Below are 21,122 nucleotides of genomic sequence, written 5' to 3'. Positions count from 1 at the left end.
ATTTATTAGAAATTATATTTTAATCCTAAGCCTATAAATCTACCTCTTCCATATGTTAACTGTCTGAATTCAGCCATCTCTTCTACAGCTACAATATAACTTTCATTTGTAATATTCTTTACATAAGTATAAATATCTAAATCTTTAAATAGGTATCCGATTTTTGCATTTGCAACTGTATAAGAGTCTTGTTTTAAACTATTTTGGGCATTAAAATACATATCTCCTTGATTTCTAATATCAAATCTTCCATATAAACCATTTCCACCATAGTATGAAAGACCAAGGTTTAAAGAGTGACTAGGAGTTCTCTCTATCTTTTTATTTTTGTTATCATTTCCATTTGAATCTGTATATTCACTATATTTAGCTTGAACTATACCAATAGCAGTATCGATACTCCAATTATTATTGATATTGTAAGCAAGTTCTATTTCTAAACCTTTTGATGAGGCTTCCCCTGCATTTGATGTATACATCATACTAGTTGCGGGGTCCGTACTATATACATGAATATCTTCAATATCCATATAAAAAATTGAAGATGATAAGTATAATTTATCTTCTAAAAGTGAACCTCTAATTCCTAACTCATAATTTATTGAAGTTTGTGCATCAAATCTATTTTCCTTTTCTCCTCCATTTGAAGCAAAGTTATTATATCCTCCAGGTAAATAACCTTTTGAAGCAGTAACATAAGTTGTTAAGTCGTCAGTTAATTTTTTAGAAAGAGCAACTTTAGGTAAGAATGTATTCCAAGTATGTTCTTCATTTAATTCAAAATAAGGGTTTGCATTAGTATTTATTGGATGCATATAATTATCTAAGTCCATCTTCTTTTTTATCTTTTGATATCTACCTCCTAGTGTTAATTCATAGTCTTCTAAAAATGGAATAACAACTTGCCCAAAACTTGCATAAGTTTTACTATTAGCCTTTGATTTTGCATTAAACTCTACATCAATACCTGCACCAAAAGGATTACCAGCAAGATAACTAGGATACTCTTGTCCATAATTGTGGAAATTAAATTCATCTTTTTCAAAATATAAGCCAAACACATATCTTAAATATTTATTTTCTCCTGCGATTCTAAATTCTTGGGAAAAGTTTTTTGAAGTTGCATCTTGGAACATTGACATATCATCATAGTTTGGATTTATTCCTAAATCAACATCCCATGTTCCATCAATATCTATTTTTTTATTTGCAGATACTGAAGTGAAATTTATATTTTCATCTAACTTATAATCAATTTTTAGTGATTGAGCTTTTGATTTTGTTTTCATATATGTATCTGTTTCATAATTTATATTTTTAAAATCATCTCTTTTATAATTATTAATATTTTTATTCTGAGGAATAGCACCTCCTTCAAACCCAAATCTGTAACTTTTGTCATCTAAAATGTTTAAGTTAAAACTTAACTTATCAGTTGGCTCATAATATAAACTAGCATTTAATTTATGGAACTCCTTTCTGTTAGCATCATCTTCTTGGTTAGCATTATGATTTGTTTGCCAACCATCATCCTTCCCTAATAGACCATTTAAACCAAAGAATAGTTCATTTTCAATAAGTGCCCCACTAATATTGAAACTGGTTTGTCTAAAGTTGTTAGTTCCATATTCTAGTCCAACAAAACCTTCTATTTCATTAGAAGGTTTTTTAGTGACTATATTTATAACTCCTCCTATACTATCTTTCCCATATAAGGCACCTTGAGGTCCCCTTAGTACTTCTACTCTTTCAATATTTAAAATTGAAGCATCAAAAGCATAAACACTACTATGAGGAATTCCATCAATATAAATAACGACAGGGTTATTATTAGTAAAAATTGAAGTATTAATACCTCTAAAGTTTACTCTATCAGAATACATAAATGTAGAAGAAAGATTAGGAATGTATTCAATAATTTCTGGAATACTTTTGATTTCTCTTTCTTCAATATTTAAATCAGTTAAAAGAGAAATACTTTGAGGTACTTCTTTAATTGTTTCATCCATCTTATTTGCGCTTATCGTTATTTCATCTAATTTTAATTGTTCTTTTTTTAGATCATTTGCTAAAAGTAGGCTACTTGTTATTAGTGAAATTAAAGCTATTTTTTCTAGCCTTTTGTTCATTTTTTACTCCATTATGTTTTTTTAATTTGTTCTTTATTATAATTAATACTCAGTATCATTTTCAATGAGTTTTTAAATTTAGTGGTATTCTTTTTTAATCAAATAGTATTTTGGAGTAGGTATGTCTTTAAATAAAATAAATTTTAAATTTAATAATAATCAAAGTGAAATGATATTTCCTTCAGAAAAAGTTGAAGGAGAAATAATTGATAAACAAATCAATGACTCAATCTATTTTGTAAAATCTAATATAGTTTTAAAAGATGACATAGTAGTTTTATCCAAATCTAAAGTTGATGGAATAATGATGGATTTTAATTTAGTAGGAGATGTTAATTATAAATCTAAAGTATCGAAATATGGATTTTCAACATCAAATAATATGACAGATATTGAACTAGTAAAGGAAGAAGAAACAGAATCAAAAGCTAAAAAAGGTAATATTAATAAAATAACACTAGTATTAAAAAAAGATTTCTTGTCAAAAGTTTTACCAGAAAATAAAGAAACAAATAAAGTTTTTGATTCTTTACAGAAAAACTATTGCCATGAACTTTTAGCAAGTAAGACAACAGATTTTCAAGTTGGAAAAATATTAAGTGAACTATACTATACAAGCTTATATAAAGGAAAGCTTGGTGAAATATATTTAGAATCAAAGATATTAGAATTAATTTATTTAGAATTAAACTCTCTTTTTAATCCAAAAGAGTCTTTATCTAGCAGTATTAAATTTGATGAAAAAGATATGCAGGCTTTAGAAAAAGCAAAGAATATAATTAATTCATTGACTTTTGACTGCACAATCTCTAGTTTATCTAAAAAAGTTGCTTTAAATGAGTTTAAATTAAAGTATGGATTTAAAAAGTTTTTTAATACTTCTCCTGGAGCTTTAGTTTTGCAAACAAGGATGGAAGAAGCAAAAAAACTTTTAGAAAGTAGTGATTATAATATTAGTGAAATCTCAAGAAAAGTTGGATATAAATACCAACAAAGTTTTTCAACTGCTTTTTTTAAACATTTTGGAGTTCTTCCTAAAGATGTGATGAAAACAAGGAAGTACTACTATTAAACTTTATCTTCATATGTATTTTTGATTTCTAAAAATTTGTCTAGATTTTCTAAAAACAGATCTACTAATACTGGATCAAAATGTTTAGCTTTTTCTTCTTTAAGGAGTTTGATGATTCTATCCAATTCCCAAGCTTTTTTATAAGGTCTTTCATGAGCTAAGGCATCAAAAACATCACAAATTGCAGTGATTCTTCCAAAAATATGAATTTCTTCACCTTTTAATCCTCTAGGATAACCACTTCCATCCCATTTTTCATGATGTTCATAAGCAACAATAGCTGAAGCTTTAAGGGTGTCTCTTGAAGAGTTTTTAAGAAGGTCATAACCAATATTAACATGATCTTTCATTATTTCGTACTCTTGGGGTGTAAGTTTAGCTGGCTTATTTAAAATAGAATCAGGTATTCCAACTTTTCCTATATCATGCATAGGACTTGCAAGCCTTAAAATTTCTGCTTCTTCTTTTGATAATCCAAATTTAAGAGCAAGTAGTTTTGAGTATTCTGCAACACGTTTTACATGGAAGCCAGTCTCTTTAGATCTTGTTTCTCCTATTTCACCCATAGTATAAATTATTTCTCTTTGAGTCTCTTCAAGTTCTTCATGTAATTCTATTACTTTTGTTATATCAAGTCTTATACAAAGATATTCAATAAGATTGCCATTTAAATCTTTAATTGCAACAATAGTTGAAATATAGTGAATATCTTTTTTATCTTTTGTACAGCCTTCTAGTTGACCTTTCCATATACCATTTTCATTTGCTTGGTTAAAAGCTTTTTCTATAAATTCTTTTGATGTATTAGGGTGTTTAATTGTCCAATAAGATTTTCCTTCAAGTTCATCTTTTGTATAGCCAGTTAGTTCACAAAACATTTTATTGATATATTTGATTTGCATATCACTTGTAACTCTTAAAATAATACTACTTTTATCAAAGGCTTCTTCATATATTTTTGATAATGATGAAGCTTCATTATATTTTATTGAGGTTTTTTCATACTCTTTTTCTAATTTTAATTTTGTTTCTTCTAGTTCTGTAATATCTGAACGTACTGCAATAAATTCTATAATATTATCATTTGTATCTAAGATGGGATTTATTACAGTTTTTACATAGTAAGCATTTCCATCTTTCTTTTTATTTTTAATTTTCCCGTACCATGGCTTTTTTAATATTTTTATTGTGTACCACATTTCTTTAAATACTTCAGCAGGAGTGTCTTCATGTCTTACAATATTGTGAGATTTGCCAATAAGCTCCTCTTTTTTGTATCCAGAAATTGTTTCAAATTGTTCATTTACAAAAGTGATAATACCTTTTGAGTTTGTTTTTGAAACAATAGAACTTAAATCAACTGTTTTTTTGTACTCTTCTAAAAGGTTTCCAATATTTTCTTTATCTTTTTTAAGTTCAACTTGAGAAGAAACTTTCTCCATGTTTAAAAATAGATCTTCAAGATCTACAGGTTTAGTTACATAAGAGTCAATACTCATTTTTATTGCTTCTACTAAGTAGTTTGTTTCATTAAAAGCAGTAAGTAAAATAATTTTTGCATCAGGATTAAATTCTCTAATCTTTTTACTCATTGATATACCATCTAAAACAGGCATTTTTATATCTGTTAAAATTAAGTCAGGGTTATACTCTTCATAGAGTTTTAAACCTTCATCTCCATTTTCAGCAACATAAAGTTTATCTACATAAAAATTTAAAATATGAGATAACTCTTCTCTTGTATGGATATCATCTTCTACGTAAAGCAAAGAAATATTAAGTTTTTTATCGAACACTTTGTAAACACCTATAAAATTTTTTTATAGATTTTATTAAAGTTTTGGTTAAGTTTTGGTTAAAGAAATAGCCTTTTTAAGGTATATCCTCTTTGTAAGATGAAAAAATAGTTATAGATATATTTTTATTACTATTAAACCCTAAAGAGTTAACTCTTTAGAATTTAAATTGTATCTTATTCTTTTACATTAAAAGTTAAGCTACTGGCATTAAATGAATAATTCACCTTATTATATAACTCTTTTAATGGACCATCTTTTGTAATGGCTGTTTTGTGGGTACAAGATACAATCCATTGTCCTGCACTTTGAACTCTTATTTGAGCTTTTCCTTCTACTATAGATGACATTAAAGCAAATCCTTCATTTTGACCAAAAGTATTGCTAGCAGCTTTTATATAATCCATACTAGCAGCAGTTGCATTTAAAGGTTTCCCCATAAATAAAACTTCAAACTCAACAAGGTCTCCTATTCTTACATTAGAAAGGTCACTTTTAGGAATGATTTCAAGTCCTTTGTTTGTAGCTTTTGGTTCAGTCCATTTGTCTAAAGTAAGGTAAGATTTTGCATTGGCTTGATACTTAATAGACATCAATATTTTTTTAATATCTTTGAGCTCATTTTTTGGTTTTAATTTTAACCTTTGTCTGTCTTTTGTATCTATATAACTTGTATAAAAAGTAGGTTTAGAATTTGCTTGAAGAATATAAACTCCTTTTATACTCTCTTTTTTAAGAGCAATTTTCTGTAAAGCTATATCGGCATCATATAAATCAAAATCTTTAGTTGTTTTACTTGCCTTTGCAGTTTCACTTGAAGGAATTTTTAATTGTGTTTTTTCTCCTTTTGGATTAATTAAAGAAAAATCTTCTATAACAACTTTTCCATTGGGTGAATTAAGTATATCATCAATAGGAATTGAATGTCCCCATCCTAAACTAACTATTGCATGGCCTGGTTTATGAGAGAATGACTCAAAAGAGTTAACCCACAAACTATGTGCTAATAAAGTGTTAACACTTAAAATAACAGTTGCTAAAAAAACTTTTTTTATTTTTTTCATTTTTGTCCTTTATTTTATATATAATAATTGATTTGTTTTTATTTAAAATGTATATTTTACGCCAAATCCAAATCTTCTTGGCTCATTAAATCCTACACCTCTACCATAAGATAGAACATATTCTTCATCTGTAATATTTGTAATATATCCATAAACATCCCAATCATTGATTTTATATCCTATTTTTGTATTTGCAGTAAAACCACCGTCAGTTTCTTCAACTTTGCCATTTCTTCTAAAACCAGTCTTTCCTCTTCCTTGAAGACCAACTCTTCCATAAAGACCTTCTTGAGCAAAATATGATATTCCTATTGAAGTTGTAAATTTAGGAGTTCCAGTAATCTTTTGTCCATCATAATTAACATTAGCATCTGTATAATCATCATATTTTGCTTTAATAAGTCCTACACTTGCTGTTAATTCAAAGTTATTGCCTAAATAATATTTCCCATCAATTTCTAATCCTTGAGAGTGAGCTTTTCGTGCATTATCTGTTACAAAAACACCCCCAGGAAGAGTACTATATACATGTAAATCTTCTATTTCCATTCTAAAGATAGCTGCATTAATAGTATAGTCATCTTGTTGATACTTTATTCCAATTTCATAATTTGTAGATTTTTCAGGCTCAAAAGAAGAATCACTGCTATCACTTGTGGAATAGAAATTGAAACCACCTGGAATAAACCCTTTTGAAACAGAAGTATATGCCATTAAATCATTGTTAAAACTATACGATAAAGCAATTTTAGGCAAGAAAGTACTCCATGACTTTTCATCATCATATTGATGAAGACTGTTAGAAGTATTTGTAAAACTGTTGTAAAAGTCAGATTTAATATCTTTAGTTATTCTTTGGTATCTTCCTCCAAGAGTTAATTCAAAATCATTTAGAGGAATCATGACTTGACCGAATACTGCATATGTATTTGTATCAATTGTAGAGACTACATTTGCAGTACCTCTACTACTTGCATTTCCATATGGACCTTGTTCTCTTTTTTCATCATCAAAAAATAGTCCTGCTACCCATTTTATATCTTGATTCTTACTTGCTAATTTAAATTCTTGCGACCACGTTTGGACATCTGAAATAATAAGTGAAGCTAAACCATCACTGCTGGTTCCAGATAAAAAATCACTGTCATGAACGATATCAATATCGAAATCTTTATGTATGGTTACAGATTCCATTTTCATTTTTTCTAATTCATAATCAAATTTTAGACTTTGTGAATTTGTTTTTCTTGTAATATATGAAGGAACATCAAAACTCACATTCTCATCTCGTTTTAAATCATTAATTGGAAGTGTATTATCAATATTTATACCTCTTCTTCCATACTCTTTGTCATAATCATGAGAAATAACAAGTTTACTTGATAAGTTGTCTGTCGGTTTATAAATTGTAAAAGCACTTACTCTTTTTGCTTTTGTTCTATTGGCATCTTTATTCATACCTGAATATTTATTTGTAAGCCAACCATCATCCGATTTTAAAGAACCATTAATACCCGCATACAGTTTATTATCTATGAGTGCTCCACTTGTATTGAAGGCTCCCTTTGTGTAACCATAATTTCCAGCTTCAGCATTGATACTTCCGTGCCACTCATTTTCAGGTGCTTTTGTAATAATATTTATAACTCCCCCTGTAGAGTCTTTACCATAAAGTGTACCTTGTGGACCTCTTAGAATTTCTACTTGATCTACATTTATAAAAGAAGGGTTATAATCATATCTGTCATAATATGGAACACCATCAACATAAATAACAACGGGGTTACTAAGAGTAAAAGTTGAACCTGATAAGCCTCTAAAGGTAGTAGATAAACTTCCATTTAAAGCCCTTTCAAAACTCATGTTAGGTATTTCATCAACCACACCCTCAATGTCTGTTATTCTTTTTTCTTCTAACTCTTCTTTATTAATTACTGTAATACTTTGTGGAACTTCTTGAATATTTTCTTCAATTTTATTCGCACTAACAGTAACGTCTCCAAGTTCTTGTGGCTGGTCTTGTGCCAATAAAAAACTACTTGTAATAGTTGATAATATTATACTTTTGACCAGTAATTTCTTTTTCATATCTGATATCCTTTATATGTTTATGAACAAATTTAATGTGTAATTTTATTAATAACAATAATAAAAATCAATATTGAAAATATTTTATATATATTTTTTTTAATTCTAAAATAGAGTAAAGATTAATTTATGTTAAAAATTATATTATGATAACAGTTATTGAAATCAATAAAGGAAATTTATGAATAATGGTTTTTGGAAAAACTTTAAAGGTTTCTCAGATGAAAATGAAATATTAAATACCAAAAAAGAATTTAATTACAATGGAAAGTTTGATATAAATGAAATTAATTTTAACGACACAGTATTTTTGTACAAAAGTGACTATTTATTAAAAAATGAAATCAAACAAAAGTCAATTCATAAAATTGATGGTATTGCCTTTACATTAGGTCTTGAAGGAGAAATGAAATTAAAAAGTTATATTTCAGGAGAAAAATTTTCTTCAAAAAAGTCATATATTAATCTGCACTTAATTTCGCAAGATTGTATTTATCATGAAATACCACGAAACAGTTCTTATAAAGCGTTGTCTTTTATTTTAAAAAAAGAGTTTTTAGAAAAAGTTTTACCTGATAATACTTTTAAAGAGTATATATTTAACACTCTTGAAAATAGTAACTTTAGTAAAATGCTATATAACTCTCTTATGGATATTAAAATGTCATTTTTAGCAAATGAAATGTATAAAAGTCCTATGGTTGGAAAATTAAATCAATTATATCTTGAGTCAAAAACTTTAGAGGTTATTTACCATTGTCTTAATACTTTTTCACAAAGTCAACCTGACAAAGATTTAAGTGGAATAAAATTCTCACAATATGATATAAAAGCTTTAAACAAAGCAAAAAAAATTTTACTTGAAAATATGCAGAAACCACCTAGCATAGAAGAACTTTCAAAAATTGTAAAATTGAATGATTTTAAATTACAATTTGGATTTAAAAAATTCTTTAATCTCACTCCTTACTCTTTTTTATTAGAAGAAAGAATGCAAAAAGCAAAAATACTTTTAAAAGAAAGTGAATATAATATAAATGAAATAGCCTTATTAGTAGGTTATTCATATGCACAAAATTTTTCTAATGCTTTTTTTAAAAGATTTGGCATAAGACCTAAAGAGATTATGAAGACAAGAAACTATTATTATTAAGTTAATATAATGCTTTAAAAATTGATTCTTAAAGCATTATTTAAAAACTATAGATAAATTGGGATAAGAGAACTACAAACATTAATAGTGAAAAAAAGATATAGTGAAAAATAGTTTTAAACTTTTGGTCTGCCTCAAATTTATTAAAAAGAATAGGAACAAAATAAAAGCCTACTACTAGTATTAATCCTAATAAAACTTTTAAATGTAATATTATAGAGCTATTATTTGTATATAAAAACAATAATAACATTCCTGATATAATTAAAATCAGATTATTGATTTTGATTATATTTCTAGCTTTATTTCCCATCGCTTGTTGTATTTTTATAGCTTCATCTTTAGGAAAAGATGAAACTATTTTCAAAATAACAAAGGTTCTAAAATAAACTGTTCCAACAAATAGTATTATTGTTGATATATGAATAAATTTAATTAATTCGTACATGATTAAAAATTAAACCTAAACCCAACATACATATACGTACCAGCATTTACTCCTAACTCTTCATCAACTTCTTTATCAAAAATATTATCTACTCCTGTATAAAAACTTGTAGTTTTATTTATTTTGTAATTAAGTCCTAAATCTACAAGTGTATAATCCTCAGTTTTTTCACTGTTTTGACTATTTGTATATTGTTCACCTATATATCTTAAAGATATATTTGTGTTTAAACTATTTGTTATTTTATAGTCTATTCCTAAAGATGCAGAAATATCAGGAGTGAATGTTAGTTCCTTATTTAAGGTCTTATCTTCAGTATCTAAATATGTTAAATTAAAGTTTGTATTTAAATAGTTAGTAAAATCATAATCAAGCCTTAATTCAAGTCCATTGATTTCAACTTTGTCTAAATTTTCTGAAGTATAGTATTTCCCTGCTCCGGTACCATATGAAACTAACTCAATCTTATCTTTGATATTTGTATGAAAAGCAACAATTTCAGAAGAAAGTTTATTAAAGTTATTTGATAAAGCTATTTCAAAACTTTGTGATTCTTCAGGTTTTAAGTCATAAGCAGTAGTTTTAGGTCCAAAAATTACATCTGAACCAAATCTTTTTCCATCTTTGAAAACTGGAGCAACAACAAAAAGTTCAGCTGTATCAGGGGCTCTGAAACCTTGAGAATAATTAATTCTTAAAGAGGTGTTATCATTAAACTTTTGAACAGCACCTGCTTGGAATGTTACTTTACTATCTGCGTTTGAAATATGGTCATATCTTGCTCCTAGTGTAGCATTTAAAGAGTCTGTGATTTCAATCTCATTTTGTAAGAATACTGATTTATACGTAACTTCTTTTGTAATAAAATCACTTGAACTAGGATTCGGATTAATAGCACTTGAGTCTCTAGTTTCTTTTCTGTATTCAGCTCCAAAAGTAAGTATATTACTATCATTTAGAAGGTAAGTTGTTGTTGATTCTACATTATCAATTGTTACATTTGCACTAAACTTTTTATTTACTGGACCTGCAAAATTTTCAGGAGTAGTTTCATTTCTTTTTTTATAATATGATCTATAAAATTTTAAATTAGTAGTTAAGTCATTATTTACTTGATACTCAAAATCGGTAGAAACATCAATTCTTTTATTATTATCTTTTGATAAAACAGGCGTATTTTTTATAAGACCACCACCTGCAAATTTAGCATTTCCTAAATAAATACCTTCTCTTTCTTCTTTGAAGTAATTAAAATCAATACCTGCAAGAAGATTATCTGTTAAGTTTTTTTCAAACCTTGTTCCAAAGCTTAAAACAGTTGCATCATCAATAAAAGTCATATCTTCTTTTCCAGATATACCATTTTGTGGATTTGCACCTATAACAGCACCTGTTTGAGGATTAACTGCTGTTTGAGTATAATTTTTTTTCTTTGTAAAAGCTTCTTCATCAACAACAGAACCAAAAACTTTATAGTTAAAATAATCATTCTTTCCAATAGTTGTAAAGTTGAAGTTTTTTTGTTTTGCATCACCTTTTTTATTTAAGCCATACTTTAAATCAACAGCAGTTTGAGCTTCAGTGATTTTTTTTGTAATAATATTTATAACTCCACCAATAGCATCAGAACCATAAAGTGTTGACATTGAACCTTTTACTATCTCTATTCTTTCAATCATTGAAGCAGGGATTCTATTCATCTCATATGGGTTTTCTGTTTCAGCTGATAATCTTTTACCATCTAAAAGCATAAGAGTACCATTTGCACCAACTCCTCTTATAGAGATTGCAGCTTTTGATTTAGAACTAGGGTGGGGGAACCTTGCATATTGAGCATTGATTGATGGAATTTTTTCAAATACATCTTTTAATGTTGAAGCAGATATTTTCTCAATATCTTCTTTTGTTACAACAATAACAGAAGCACTAACTCCATCTATATTTTTTTCAGTTTTAGTGGCAGTTGTAACTAAAACTTCACCTAAATCTGCATTTGCATAGCAATTTCCTGCTAAAACAATTGTTGTCACACTTGATAAAATAAGACTTTTTTTCATTTATTTATTCCTTTTAGTTTGATTTATAATATATATTTTCATTTGGCAGTTTTCCACCTATTAGTTTTTCATTACTATTTTTTAAAACATTAAAGAAAAACTCTAACTCCTCTTTTGCTTCATAGGCATTTACACTTTGAATTTGTACATGCTTTATAGAATCAGCTAAACCTTTTTCTTCAAGCATTGGTAAAGTTTTTACAACTAATGAAGCTGCTTTTTTTGGGTTTTTCTTGTACCACTGAAGAGACTTTTCATACTCTTGTAAAAATCTATTGATAAGCTTTTCTTTTCCTTTTATCTTTCCTAAATATGCAAGTCCTGCTTGGGGAATTTTAGCTTCTGTTTTAAAAAGTTTTCCCCACTCTTTTTGTAAGTCAACACTTCTATATAAATCAGGAGCAACGATATTTATAGGGAAAGAGCCGGTTTTTCTTAGAGCTATTGAAATAGCAGGTTCTGCTAAAAGTGCATGATCAATACGTCTTAAAATAAGCATTTGCATAGCATCAATAGGGTTTGTTACATATTGAATTTTGAAATCTTTTTTAGGATCTAAACTATATTTTTTTGCTAATTCTTGAAAGATAATATCAGGCATATCTGCTCTAAAAGGAAGAGCAATTTTTTTACCTTTAAAATCTTTTAAGGTTTTTAAGTTTGGATCTCTACTTATCATCGCAAGTATCCCCCAAATAGAGACATTTAGAAGTTTTAAATCAACTCCTTTATTGTAAAGATTTGAAGCTACATTGGTTGGCAAGGCTATAAAATCAACATTTGAGTTTAAAACAAGAGCTCTAAGCTCATCGGGGTTTTTCCATAGTTTAAACTCTATTTTTTTGTTCAAGTCTTTTAATACGTCATTTTGTATCATGTGTATAATAGGATGTGATACTGTGGCAAAAGGACCTGCAACAACAATTTTATTTTCATCTTTTGCAAAAAGAGATAATAAAAACATAAAACTAAGTAGTAAGATTTTTTTCATGATTTTCCTTTTTTAACCTTTTATTCCATCTGCTCTTTTTGAAAGTAAAAATGGAAAAAAGATTTTCATATAAATAATAAATGGAATCGCCCATAAAATGGATGATACAATATATGCTTCAATTGAATACTCTTCATAAAAGGGAATAAATGCTCTTATAAAAGTAGAAATAATTATTAAAATAAGCCCAAGGTTTAACCAAAGGTTTGTAAAGAGTTTTCTTCCTGTATGAATAGTTGATACAACTATCATTACAACATAAAAGACAAGACCAAAACTTCCTGTTGTAAGAAAATGCCTAAAATGATTTAAGGCATAAAGATTTTCATTTAAATAATCATAAGCTAAGAAGCCATAAGCAATAGAAGTTAGTAGAATAATACTTAGCATATATAAGACAAAGGGCTTAGTTAAGATATTGTTATCTTTTAAAATAAAATCATTTGAGATATTTAAAATAGCTGCAAAGCAAGCAAGGGCTAAATAAGCTAAAATAGAATTATTAGGAAAGAAAAACTCTACAAGTGTATATAAAAGCACACAAAAAATAGCTAAATTATATCTTGGTGCTCTTGAGTAAAAAGTCTCATCTATATTTTCACTTTCTAAAAGCTCATTTATAGCTTCCATATTTACTCTTCTTAATGCAAGTAATATTAAAACAATGAAAAAACCTAAAGCTAAAATCAAAATAGATGATGAATCAATATTTAAATATTTTGCAATACTTGCAAAAAACATTCCTTGTATTATTAGAAGTGCCACAAGATTAAAAGCAAGAGATATATGTTTTTTCTTTACATCTGCAAATACTGGTTTTATAATAAGTAAAATAATATATAAACTTAAGAATAAGTTGATAAAAGCAACAAAAGGAATACCTAAAAATGCTATAAACCAGAAACTAATTCTTGAAGCTAACCAAAGAGAAACTATAAATAAAAGTTTTTTCCCTATAATTGGCACTGCCCCTGGAAACATCTCTGGAACTCCCGTAAGAAAGAACGCAATAATACCAGCACTTCCTACTCCAAACAACATTTCATATATATGCCAAGTTAACAAGTTATCAATAAAACCTAAAGAGATAAAGCCACTAAAAGTAAAACTCCAAAGGATAATAGAAATTACAATATATGGAGCAAGAAGTAAAAATATAGGTCTAAAACCATAGGCTAAATAAATAGGAAAATTCCCTTGGGGATAATGCTCATAATGTTTTGCTGCATACTGTTTTTTATTTTCCATTATTTTAGTTCCAATTCAAAAGTATTTATGATATATTCATCATTTAAAAGTTTTGCTGTTTGTTCATATACAAAGCTATCATCCCTTAAACTCCTTGGTTTATCAAACTTAAACCTTTTTACTATATGACCTACTGGTTGAGCTTTTAAAACTAAAATCTCATCACTTAACTTAATGGCTTCCATTAAATCGTGGGTAATAAATAAAATACTAAGCTCTTCTTTTTCTATAGTTTCAATAAGTAAACTTTGTAGCTCTTTTTTTAATCCAATATCAAGTGCTGAAAATGGTTCATCTAAAAATAGAAGTGAAGGTTTTACAACTAAAGCTCTAGCAAAAGACACTCTTTGTTTCATTCCTCCACTTAAATCTTTTGGAAATTTTGATAAATCCTCTTGTTCAAGTCCAAATTTCAAAGCAATCTGTTTTGATAAACTTTGAGCTTTTGCTTTTTTTACACCCTTTGCAAGAAGTCCTAAACAAATGTTATCAAGAACATTTTTCCAAGGAAGAAGTCTTGCTTCTTGAAAAGCAAAAGCTGAACTTTTAAAACTGTTTTTTATTTTTCCTTCTTCAAGGGTTAAAAGTCTGGCACACAGATGAAGTAGAGTTGTTTTCCCTCCACCACTTGGACCAACTATTGATACTACTTGTCCTTTTTTTAACTCAAAATTTATATTTTTTAGAATCTCTTTAAAACCAAAAGAGAAAGAAACATCTTTTACTAATAATTGTTCTAATCTCTCCATGCTTCAACCTCTCTTTTTATGGGCTCTAATATTAAATATTCAATTAGAAGTAGACTTCCAACCATAATTAAAACAAGGGCTAGGGCAGTTGGTGTATCTAATTGACTTCTTGCAATTGCTAAGCTTGCTCCAATTCCTTCATTTGCTGAAAGTAACTCAGCCATAACTACAATCTTCCATGACATTCCTAAGGCACTAATCCAAGCAGGAAATACATAAGAGAAAATATGAGGAAAATACAAATCAAGCATTTTCATTTTAAAAGATAAATTGAAACTATCAGCCATCTCTTTTAGGTTACCTTCTAAGGTTCTAGTCCCTTGTAATGCTCCTACAAAAACAATAGAAAAGGAAGCAACAACTACTGTAAATACAACTGTCATATCACTCATTCCAAACCAAATCATTGCTAAAACTATCCAAGCTATTGGAGGCATCCCTACAAGAATAGTAACTATTGGTCTACTCATCATTGAAGCAGTTACAAAAAGACCTGCTAATAAGCCTAATAAAGAACCAAAAATAAGTGAGATAAAAAATCCAAAGAAGGCTCTTTTTATAGTAATTACTATATTTGTGATAGTTTCATCATTTAAAATAATTGAAATTAATGTTAGGATTGTTTCTTTTGGACTTGGCAATACAAGGTTTCCATATATTTGATTCCCTAAATCCCATAGTGCAAAAAATAGAAAAATAGAGGCAATTGAGCCCCAACCACTCCAGATATATTTAGGAAAGTCTTTTAATATTTTTAATATAAAATTCATGAGTACCTTAACTTTTTTGTAATTTTATTGAAAATAATAGTGATTATCAATGACTTAAATCAACAAAACTTAAGTGTGATTAAGTTAATATTTTTCATGTATAAAAATGTATTAAATAAAATAGACTTTTTTAGACTTTTAAGTGAAGAAGAAATTGAGCTAATAAATAAATCTTGTAAAATAGTTACTTTAAATAAAGATAATATCTTATTTTATGAGGGAGATTTTGCAAACTCTTTTTATATTATGCTTCAAGGTAAACTAAAATTATATAAAACTGGTACTATGGGAAATGAAATAGTTATTCACAATTTTAGTAAACCTACAATACTAGCAGAAATGGCTACTTTTCAAGCATCTGCTTTTCCTGCAACTGCAATTAGTACAAGTAATATAACTAAAGTAGCAGTTTTAGAAAAAGAAGTGTTTCTTTCTCTTTTACAAAGTAATGCCAACTTGTCTTTTCATATTATAGGTTCTTTAATAAAAAAGATGAGAAGTTTAGAACAAACAATTCATAGAAACTTAGTATATGATGCTACACAAAAAGTATGTGCTTTTTTAAGAGATAATCCAAAGATATTAATTGAAAGAAAACATTCTGAAATTGCAAATAAATTAAATATGGCACCAGCGACACTATCTAGATCAATTAAAAAGATAAAAGAAAAAGGATATATTAATGATGAAAATATAGTTGTTGATAATTCTTTTTATGAAATATTACAGTAAAGTAATAAAAAGCTAGAGAGGATTAACTCTCAAGGCTTTTTAAAATACTTCTTGCTCTTTTCTTTTGATAAGGGTTTTTAACAACTTGTTTTAAGATTTTAATAGAGGTTTTTTTATCATCTAATTCATAATAACATAGTGCTTTTAAAATCTCTTTTTCTCCAGCAGTTTCAGAGTTTCTTTTAGCTTTTATTGTATCTAAGATTGAAATACTATTTTTAAACTCTTGTTTTTGATAATATAAATTTGCAAGTATTAGTTTATATTTATTTTCATTTTTATATTTAGAAGTTTCAATTTTTTTGATTGCTAAGTCAATATCTTTTGCATTTACATGTGTTGAAACAAGTAGTTCAAATATCTTTTTATCTTCTTCTATTAGACCAGTTTCAACAGCCTTTGTAAGTAGGTCATTTGCTTTTTTATAAACTCCATTTTGTAAAGAGATATTTATAAAATACAAAATATTATTTTTATTTTTTAAAACACCTTCTTTATAGGCTAACTCTAGTGTTGCTAAAGAGTCTTTTAACCTATTTCTTTCTTGGTATAAAGAAGCTAATTGAACCCAGTAACTTTCATTATCACTAAAAAGTTTAACCATGATCTCCATAGTCTTTATTGCACCATTATAATCTTTTACTTCAACATATGATGAATAAAGGATTTTATACCATGACTCTTTTATATTTTTTTCTGAAGAGAAATATTTTTTTGAATACTCTATACTTTTTTTGTATTTTTTATCATAATAATAAGCTAATATAAGTGTTTCGTAAACATCATTTTTCTTTAGAGTTTTACTCTTTAAAAGATTGGTTGAAAGTTTAATACTTGGCTTATATTTTTCCAATGATAAATAGATTTTTGATAGTGAAAATTTGATTTTATCAATACTATCTTTTTCAAAAGCATTGTATTTTATAATTTGTTCATATGCTTTTGAAGCTTTTTTATAGTTATCATTATGAATATATATATTACTTAGTGTTTGCAAAATATATGATTTCTCATAATCATTTTTAGAATCACCTTTTAATAACTCCTCAAGCATCTTTTTTGAAGTTTTGTAATCTTCTTTTTCTATTAGTTTTTGAGCTTTCATTAAACTATTGTATGTACTTTTTGACATATGCATTTTTGCAAATGCACTGCTGTAAAAACAAAGAAACAATATTACTAATATTTTTTTCATTATAACTACCTTGCTAATTTAAAGTTAAATGTGATAGTTGCATTTTTAAAACTTCCTGCAATATCATCTTTTGAAGGTTTAAATCTCCATCTTTTTATAGCTTTGATTGAAGCTTCATCAAATACACCTTTAGGATTTGAATCAACAACTTGAACCCCCGATACAAAACCACTTGCATCAATCTTAAATGTTAGTTGTACAAAACCTTCTTGTCTTCTTATTTTTGCACGTCTTGGATATCTTGGATTTACTCTTTTAAGTGCAGTTAGCATATTTGCATCTAAAAGGTTCGAACCAATATTTATTTTAGCTCCTGTTAAAGAGTTGATTGAAGAAATATCAATATTTTGTCTAATATCCAAAGGCTTGATTTTTACATTTTTATTTAGTTCTTGATTTAATTTTGTTTTTAATTCTAACTTTTTTGGTTCAACTTTTTTAATTGGCTCTTTAGGTTTAACTCTTTTTTTCTTTTCAATAACCGTATCTTTTTTATCTCTTAAGTAAGTAAGTTGTACAGGTTTTGTCTCTTTTTTTATATGTTCACTTTGAGTTGATGTCATTTTTTGCATCAATACAAACATCGCAATTGAGATAACAAGAGATACGACTACAGCTATTAATATTCTCATTTTAATTCTTTAGTGTAGAAATTGAGATATTTGTAATTCCAGCAAGTCTTACTTGATCCATAACTTTAACAAGTACACCTGTTCTTGCATCTTTATCTGATTGAACTACAACACTACTTTGTGTATTTGAAGCTTTAAGTCTTTCTATATTTGATCTAATTGCTCTAATATCAACCATTCTTTTATCAATCCAAATTTCATCATTATTTTTAATAGCTATTAAGATATTTGCTTCACTTTTTTGTTGACTTGTTTTTGCACTTGGTCTATTTACTTCTATACCTGCTTCTTTTACAAAAGAGGTTGTAACAATAAAGAAAATTAACATAATAAAAACAACATCAAGCATTGGAGTTAAGTTTATTTCTGTTTCTTCTTTATTATTCTTTTGTGAAAATCTTCTCATTTTATAAAACCTTTGATATTTCTAAATATAACTTATCTGTATGGTACTTTATTGATAATTCTAATTTCTTTTCAAATAGTATTCCACTAAGTGCAACTACCATTCCAGCCATTGTTGGAATAGTTGCCATTGATACACCACTTGCCATTGATTTTACATTACTTGTACCACTTAGTGCCATTACATCAAATACTTCAATCATTCCTGTAACAGTTCCTAATAAACCAACTAATGGACAAACAATAATCAAAGTCTTTATAAAACTAAGACCTGATTTTAGTTTGATATTTGATTCTTCAATTAAATACTTTTTTATCTCTTCTTTAAATTTTTGATTAAATTCATTTTGTGATAATTCTTGCTTTAAAGCTTTTGCATATTTTTTATATTCAAAGCTAATATAAATATATCTTTCAATTAGCAATGCCCAAAGAAATAGGGCAATTGCAAATACGATATATAAAACAAAACCACCTTTATCAAAAAAGTTAAAGAAGTTATCTATATATAAATCAATCATGTTATTTAAGTGTTTTTGCTAGCATTCCTATACTTTGCTCTTCTAATACAGATACGATAGCTTCAGCTTTTGAAGAGATATATGTATATGCAAAAAGTAATGGAATAGCTGTTACAAGACCTAAAACAGTTGTAATAAGAGCAGTTGAAATTCCTCCTGCCATAAGTTTTGGGTCACCTGTACCAAATAAAGTAATAGCTTGGAAAGTTGCAATCATACCTGTTACAGTACCTAATAATCCAAGTAATGGAGTTACTGCTGCAAGAAGTTTAACAAAGCTTTGACCTTTTTTGATATGATTTGTCTCTTTTAAAATTGCTTCACCAATTTTGATTTCTAAATCATTGATAGAGTTATTTACATTTTTATAAAATACTCCTGCAATCTTTCCTAAAGAGTTAGAATCATCATAGTTTTCTAAATTTTTTTGTTGTTTTTTGATTTTTTTATGAATTAAATTTAAGAATACAATTTTATAAGCTGCAAATAATAAACCTAAAACACCAAGTAAAATAATAATATATCCTACAATTCCACCTTGGTTGATTCTATCCATGATAGTAGGATTATTTCCAAGCATTTCAAATAGTGTTCCTCTTGTTGGATCTATTAATGCTGTTTTTATCTCATTTGAACTTTCTTCAAACTCTTTTGCATCTGAAATATATGCTGATGAAGGTTGTGTTGATAGTTCAATTAGCGAGTTTATATCATTTGAATATTTTAAGAAGTTTCCATCTGAAAAAGCAGAAAATACACCAATTCTAGTAACATCTTGATTATTTCTTTCACCATTTTGTAAAATAACATTTGCTTTATAAGTTGCTACTTTTCCACTTTGGATAATTTCATCTAACATTGCGTGCCAAAATGAAGTTAACTCTTCAATAGTTGGTAATTTTTTAGAATTAGAGAATTTTGTAAAAATCTCTTCTTTTTGTGGAAATTGTGATGCTGTAAAACTTCTTTGGTAGTTTGTTAAAAAGTCAGCAGAAGTTTGTCTTACACTTCCAAACATCTCTCCTAAATCACCAATTTTTACATTTAATTCTGCTTCTTTTACAGTTAAAACTTCTTCATTTGCTTCAATAAGTTTTTTTAACCTTTTAGTTTCATTATTTTCTATTCTTAAATCTTTTTGTACTTGAAGTAAAAGTGCTTTTTGCTGGTTTTTATTCTCAATAAACTCTTTTAATCTTTGTTTTTCTTCAATAATTTCTTTATTTGATGTTTGCTTTACGCTATTTAATAGGTTTTCTAAATCAAGAGCGAAACTTGAATTTATAATTAAAAGTGTTGCTAAAATATATTTAATCATTAATTATCCTTTTGACTTAAAAATGGTAGATTTAAGAAATCAACATTTTGATGTTTTTTAGCAATTTTAATACCTTTTCTGATATTTGCTTTTGCCTCTGAATTATCAATTTCAACCCAAGATTTAGTTTCATTATTCCAATATCCATAATTTTTTAAATCTAAACTTTGATAATATAATGCTGTTCTACCAAGTCTTAAGAAGTCATACGTAGTGTCATTTATTTTGTCTTGATATGTTTCAATACTATTTGCATAGTCATACTCTATTTTAAAAGCTTCTAAAATAATTCTATATTTTTCAGCTGTTTTAATATCTGCTTTGTCAAGGCTTTTTTCAAGTCTATTGATTCTGTCTGTTCTTTCTTCAAGTAAGAATGGAGTATCCATTTGAACTAATTTCTTTAGACTATCAACCATATTTAGCATAAGAGGGAAAATATTTTTTTGTGTATTTTCAATATCAACAATTTGTTGATCAATATTTACTAGCTCTTCTTTTTGTGATTGAAGAATTTTTCTAAGTTGTTCATTATATACTTTAGTGCTTTTTAACTCAGCGTTTGTGTACTTATATTTACTAAGAAGTTCTTCTCTTTGATACTCTTCATTATCTATTTTATTTTGATAATTTTTTAATTTGTTATTTGTCTTTTCAATTACTTCTAATGACTTATCTATCTCATTTGAGAATAGTGAAGTTGAAAAGATTAATGAAAATAAAATAGTATTAAATAGTTTATTCATTTTTACCC

General features: G+C 27.3%; 19 protein-coding genes. 3 read left to right on the top strand and 16 right to left on the bottom strand.

Features of this window, described 5'->3' with window-relative positions:
• Positions 1–5: 5 nt before the first annotated feature.
• Positions 6–2,129, bottom strand: coding sequence for a TonB-dependent receptor (locus CRV01_RS12415; protein ID WP_129008553.1), 2,124 nt, complete (start codon positions 2,127–2,129; stop codon positions 6–8).
• 121 nt (positions 2,130–2,250) lie between these two features.
• Here CRV01_RS12415 and CRV01_RS12410 point away from each other — a divergent pair, with 121 nt between their 5' ends.
• Positions 2,251–3,201 carry an AraC family transcriptional regulator gene (locus CRV01_RS12410; RefSeq protein WP_129008552.1) on the top strand — a complete coding sequence of 317 codons (951 nt, stop codon included), beginning with the start codon at positions 2,251–2,253 and terminating at the stop codon, positions 3,199–3,201.
• Here CRV01_RS12410 and CRV01_RS12405 read toward each other — a convergent pair.
• The 3 genes from CRV01_RS12405 to CRV01_RS12395 all read right to left on the bottom strand — a co-directional run bounded on the left by CRV01_RS12405 (position 3,198) and on the right by CRV01_RS12395 (position 8,149).
• Positions 3,198–4,997 (bottom strand): HD domain-containing phosphohydrolase, encoded by a 1,800-nt coding sequence (locus CRV01_RS12405; protein WP_258238410.1) that lies wholly within the window; start codon positions 4,995–4,997, stop codon positions 3,198–3,200. The two genes, CRV01_RS12410 and CRV01_RS12405, sit on opposite strands and share 4 nt — an antisense overlap.
• Before the next feature lie 176 nt (positions 4,998–5,173).
• Positions 5,174–6,061, bottom strand: a complete 888-nt coding sequence (locus CRV01_RS12400; RefSeq protein WP_129008550.1) for a DUF4198 domain-containing protein — start codon at positions 6,059–6,061, stop codon at positions 5,174–5,176.
• Between the two features lie 42 nt (positions 6,062–6,103).
• On the bottom strand, positions 6,104–8,149 hold the full coding sequence (locus CRV01_RS12395; RefSeq protein ID WP_129008549.1) for a TonB-dependent receptor: 2,046 nt from the start codon (positions 8,147–8,149) through the stop codon (positions 6,104–6,106).
• Positions 8,150–8,330: 181 nt separating this feature from the next.
• Between CRV01_RS12395 and CRV01_RS12390 the strand changes: the two genes are divergently transcribed.
• Positions 8,331–9,302, top strand: a complete 972-nt coding sequence (locus CRV01_RS12390; RefSeq protein WP_129008548.1) for an AraC family transcriptional regulator — start codon at positions 8,331–8,333, stop codon at positions 9,300–9,302.
• A gap of 40 nt (positions 9,303–9,342) precedes the next feature.
• On the opposite strand, the gene CRV01_RS13880 is transcribed toward CRV01_RS12390, so the two are convergent.
• The 6 genes from CRV01_RS13880 to CRV01_RS12360 are packed head-to-tail and all read right to left on the bottom strand — an operon-like array spanning position 9,343 to position 15,565.
• Entirely contained in the window at positions 9,343–9,750 is a 408-nt protein-coding gene (locus tag CRV01_RS13880) for a hypothetical protein (protein WP_129008547.1), read from the bottom strand.
• A 2-nt stretch (positions 9,751–9,752) separates the two neighbouring features.
• Positions 9,753–11,807 carry a TonB-dependent siderophore receptor gene (locus tag CRV01_RS12380; protein WP_129008546.1) on the bottom strand — a complete coding sequence of 685 codons (2,055 nt, stop codon included), beginning with the start codon at positions 11,805–11,807 and terminating at the stop codon, positions 9,753–9,755.
• A gap of 13 nt (positions 11,808–11,820) precedes the next feature.
• Positions 11,821–12,798 (bottom strand): ABC transporter substrate-binding protein, encoded by a 978-nt coding sequence (locus CRV01_RS12375; protein ID WP_129008545.1) that lies wholly within the window; start codon positions 12,796–12,798, stop codon positions 11,821–11,823.
• 12 nt (positions 12,799–12,810) lie between these two features.
• Entirely contained in the window at positions 12,811–14,046 is a 1,236-nt protein-coding gene (locus CRV01_RS12370) for an NnrS family protein (protein ID WP_258238408.1), read from the bottom strand.
• Complete coding sequence (locus CRV01_RS12365) at positions 14,046–14,795, bottom strand: ABC transporter ATP-binding protein (protein WP_129008543.1); 750 nt, start codon at positions 14,793–14,795, stop codon at positions 14,046–14,048. Before CRV01_RS12365 ends, CRV01_RS12370 begins: the two co-directional genes overlap by 1 nt.
• Entirely contained in the window at positions 14,783–15,565 is a 783-nt protein-coding gene (locus CRV01_RS12360; protein WP_129008542.1) for an ABC transporter permease, read from the bottom strand. Before CRV01_RS12360 ends, CRV01_RS12365 begins: the two co-directional genes overlap by 13 nt.
• A gap of 27 nt (positions 15,566–15,592) precedes the next feature.
• Between CRV01_RS12360 and CRV01_RS12355 the strand changes: the two genes are divergently transcribed.
• Complete coding sequence (locus tag CRV01_RS12355; protein WP_129008541.1) at positions 15,593–16,297, top strand: Crp/Fnr family transcriptional regulator; 705 nt, start codon at positions 15,593–15,595, stop codon at positions 16,295–16,297.
• Between the two features lie 22 nt (positions 16,298–16,319).
• Here CRV01_RS12355 and CRV01_RS12350 read toward each other — a convergent pair whose 3' ends face one another.
• From CRV01_RS12350 to CRV01_RS12325, 6 genes are read right to left on the bottom strand one after another with little or no spacing between them, the layout of a single operon-like run.
• Positions 16,320–17,492, bottom strand: a complete 1,173-nt coding sequence (locus tag CRV01_RS12350) for a hypothetical protein (RefSeq protein ID WP_129008540.1) — start codon at positions 17,490–17,492, stop codon at positions 16,320–16,322.
• 5 nt (positions 17,493–17,497) lie between these two features.
• Positions 17,498–18,124, bottom strand: a complete 627-nt coding sequence (locus CRV01_RS12345; RefSeq protein ID WP_129008539.1) for an energy transducer TonB — start codon at positions 18,122–18,124, stop codon at positions 17,498–17,500.
• 1 nt (position 18,125) lies between these two features.
• Positions 18,126–18,530 (bottom strand): biopolymer transporter ExbD, encoded by a 405-nt coding sequence (locus CRV01_RS12340; protein WP_129008538.1) that lies wholly within the window; start codon positions 18,528–18,530, stop codon positions 18,126–18,128.
• Position 18,531: 1 nt separating this feature from the next.
• A complete protein-coding gene (locus CRV01_RS12335; RefSeq protein WP_129008537.1) occupies positions 18,532–19,050 on the bottom strand; it encodes a MotA/TolQ/ExbB proton channel family protein in 519 nt (172 codons plus the stop codon).
• A gap of 1 nt (position 19,051) precedes the next feature.
• Positions 19,052–20,368 carry a MotA/TolQ/ExbB proton channel family protein gene (locus CRV01_RS12330; protein WP_129008536.1) on the bottom strand — a complete coding sequence of 439 codons (1,317 nt, stop codon included), beginning with the start codon at positions 20,366–20,368 and terminating at the stop codon, positions 19,052–19,054.
• Positions 20,368–21,114, bottom strand: a complete 747-nt coding sequence (locus CRV01_RS12325) for a DUF3450 domain-containing protein (RefSeq protein ID WP_164970061.1) — start codon at positions 21,112–21,114, stop codon at positions 20,368–20,370. The genes CRV01_RS12330 and CRV01_RS12325 overlap by 1 nt, the downstream gene beginning before the upstream one ends.
• Positions 21,115–21,122 lie beyond the last annotated feature (8 nt).

Origin of the sequence: Arcobacter sp. CECT 8983, assembly GCF_004118855.1 — a bacterium.
In the GTDB taxonomy this organism is placed as follows: Bacteria; Campylobacterota; Campylobacteria; order Campylobacterales; family Arcobacteraceae; genus Halarcobacter.
The sequence above is the reverse complement of the archived record's forward strand: the minus strand, read 5'-3'. Positions and strand labels throughout refer to the sequence as shown.

Coding starts and splice junctions, on each gene's coding strand:
- CRV01_RS12335 (WP_129008537.1), bottom strand. CDS start 19,050: ATGATTGATTTATATATAGATAACTTCTTTAACTTTTTTGATAAAGGT.
- CRV01_RS12415 (WP_129008553.1), bottom strand. CDS start 2,129: ATGAACAAAAGGCTAGAAAAAATAGCTTTAATTTCACTAATAACAAGT.
- CRV01_RS12350 (WP_129008540.1), bottom strand. CDS start 17,492: ATGAAAAAAATATTAGTAATATTGTTTCTTTGTTTTTACAGCAGTGCA.
- CRV01_RS12375 (WP_129008545.1), bottom strand. CDS start 12,798: ATGAAAAAAATCTTACTACTTAGTTTTATGTTTTTATTATCTCTTTTT.
- CRV01_RS12395 (WP_129008549.1), bottom strand. CDS start 8,149: ATGAAAAAGAAATTACTGGTCAAAAGTATAATATTATCAACTATTACA.
- CRV01_RS12325 (WP_164970061.1), bottom strand. CDS start 21,114: ATGAATAAACTATTTAATACTATTTTATTTTCATTAATCTTTTCAACT.
- CRV01_RS12380 (WP_129008546.1), bottom strand. CDS start 11,807: ATGAAAAAAAGTCTTATTTTATCAAGTGTGACAACAATTGTTTTAGCA.
- CRV01_RS12360 (WP_129008542.1), bottom strand. CDS start 15,565: ATGAATTTTATATTAAAAATATTAAAAGACTTTCCTAAATATATCTGG.
- CRV01_RS12340 (WP_129008538.1), bottom strand. CDS start 18,530: ATGAGAAGATTTTCACAAAAGAATAATAAAGAAGAAACAGAAATAAAC.
- CRV01_RS13880 (WP_129008547.1), bottom strand. CDS start 9,750: ATGTACGAATTAATTAAATTTATTCATATATCAACAATAATACTATTT.
- CRV01_RS12330 (WP_129008536.1), bottom strand. CDS start 20,368: ATGATTAAATATATTTTAGCAACACTTTTAATTATAAATTCAAGTTTC.
- CRV01_RS12390 (WP_129008548.1), top strand. CDS start 8,331: ATGAATAATGGTTTTTGGAAAAACTTTAAAGGTTTCTCAGATGAAAAT.
- CRV01_RS12365 (WP_129008543.1), bottom strand. CDS start 14,795: ATGGAGAGATTAGAACAATTATTAGTAAAAGATGTTTCTTTCTCTTTT.
- CRV01_RS12345 (WP_129008539.1), bottom strand. CDS start 18,124: ATGAGAATATTAATAGCTGTAGTCGTATCTCTTGTTATCTCAATTGCG.
- CRV01_RS12410 (WP_129008552.1), top strand. CDS start 2,251: ATGTCTTTAAATAAAATAAATTTTAAATTTAATAATAATCAAAGTGAA.
- CRV01_RS12370 (WP_258238408.1), bottom strand. CDS start 14,046: ATGGAAAATAAAAAACAGTATGCAGCAAAACATTATGAGCATTATCCC.
- CRV01_RS12400 (WP_129008550.1), bottom strand. CDS start 6,061: ATGAAAAAAATAAAAAAAGTTTTTTTAGCAACTGTTATTTTAAGTGTT.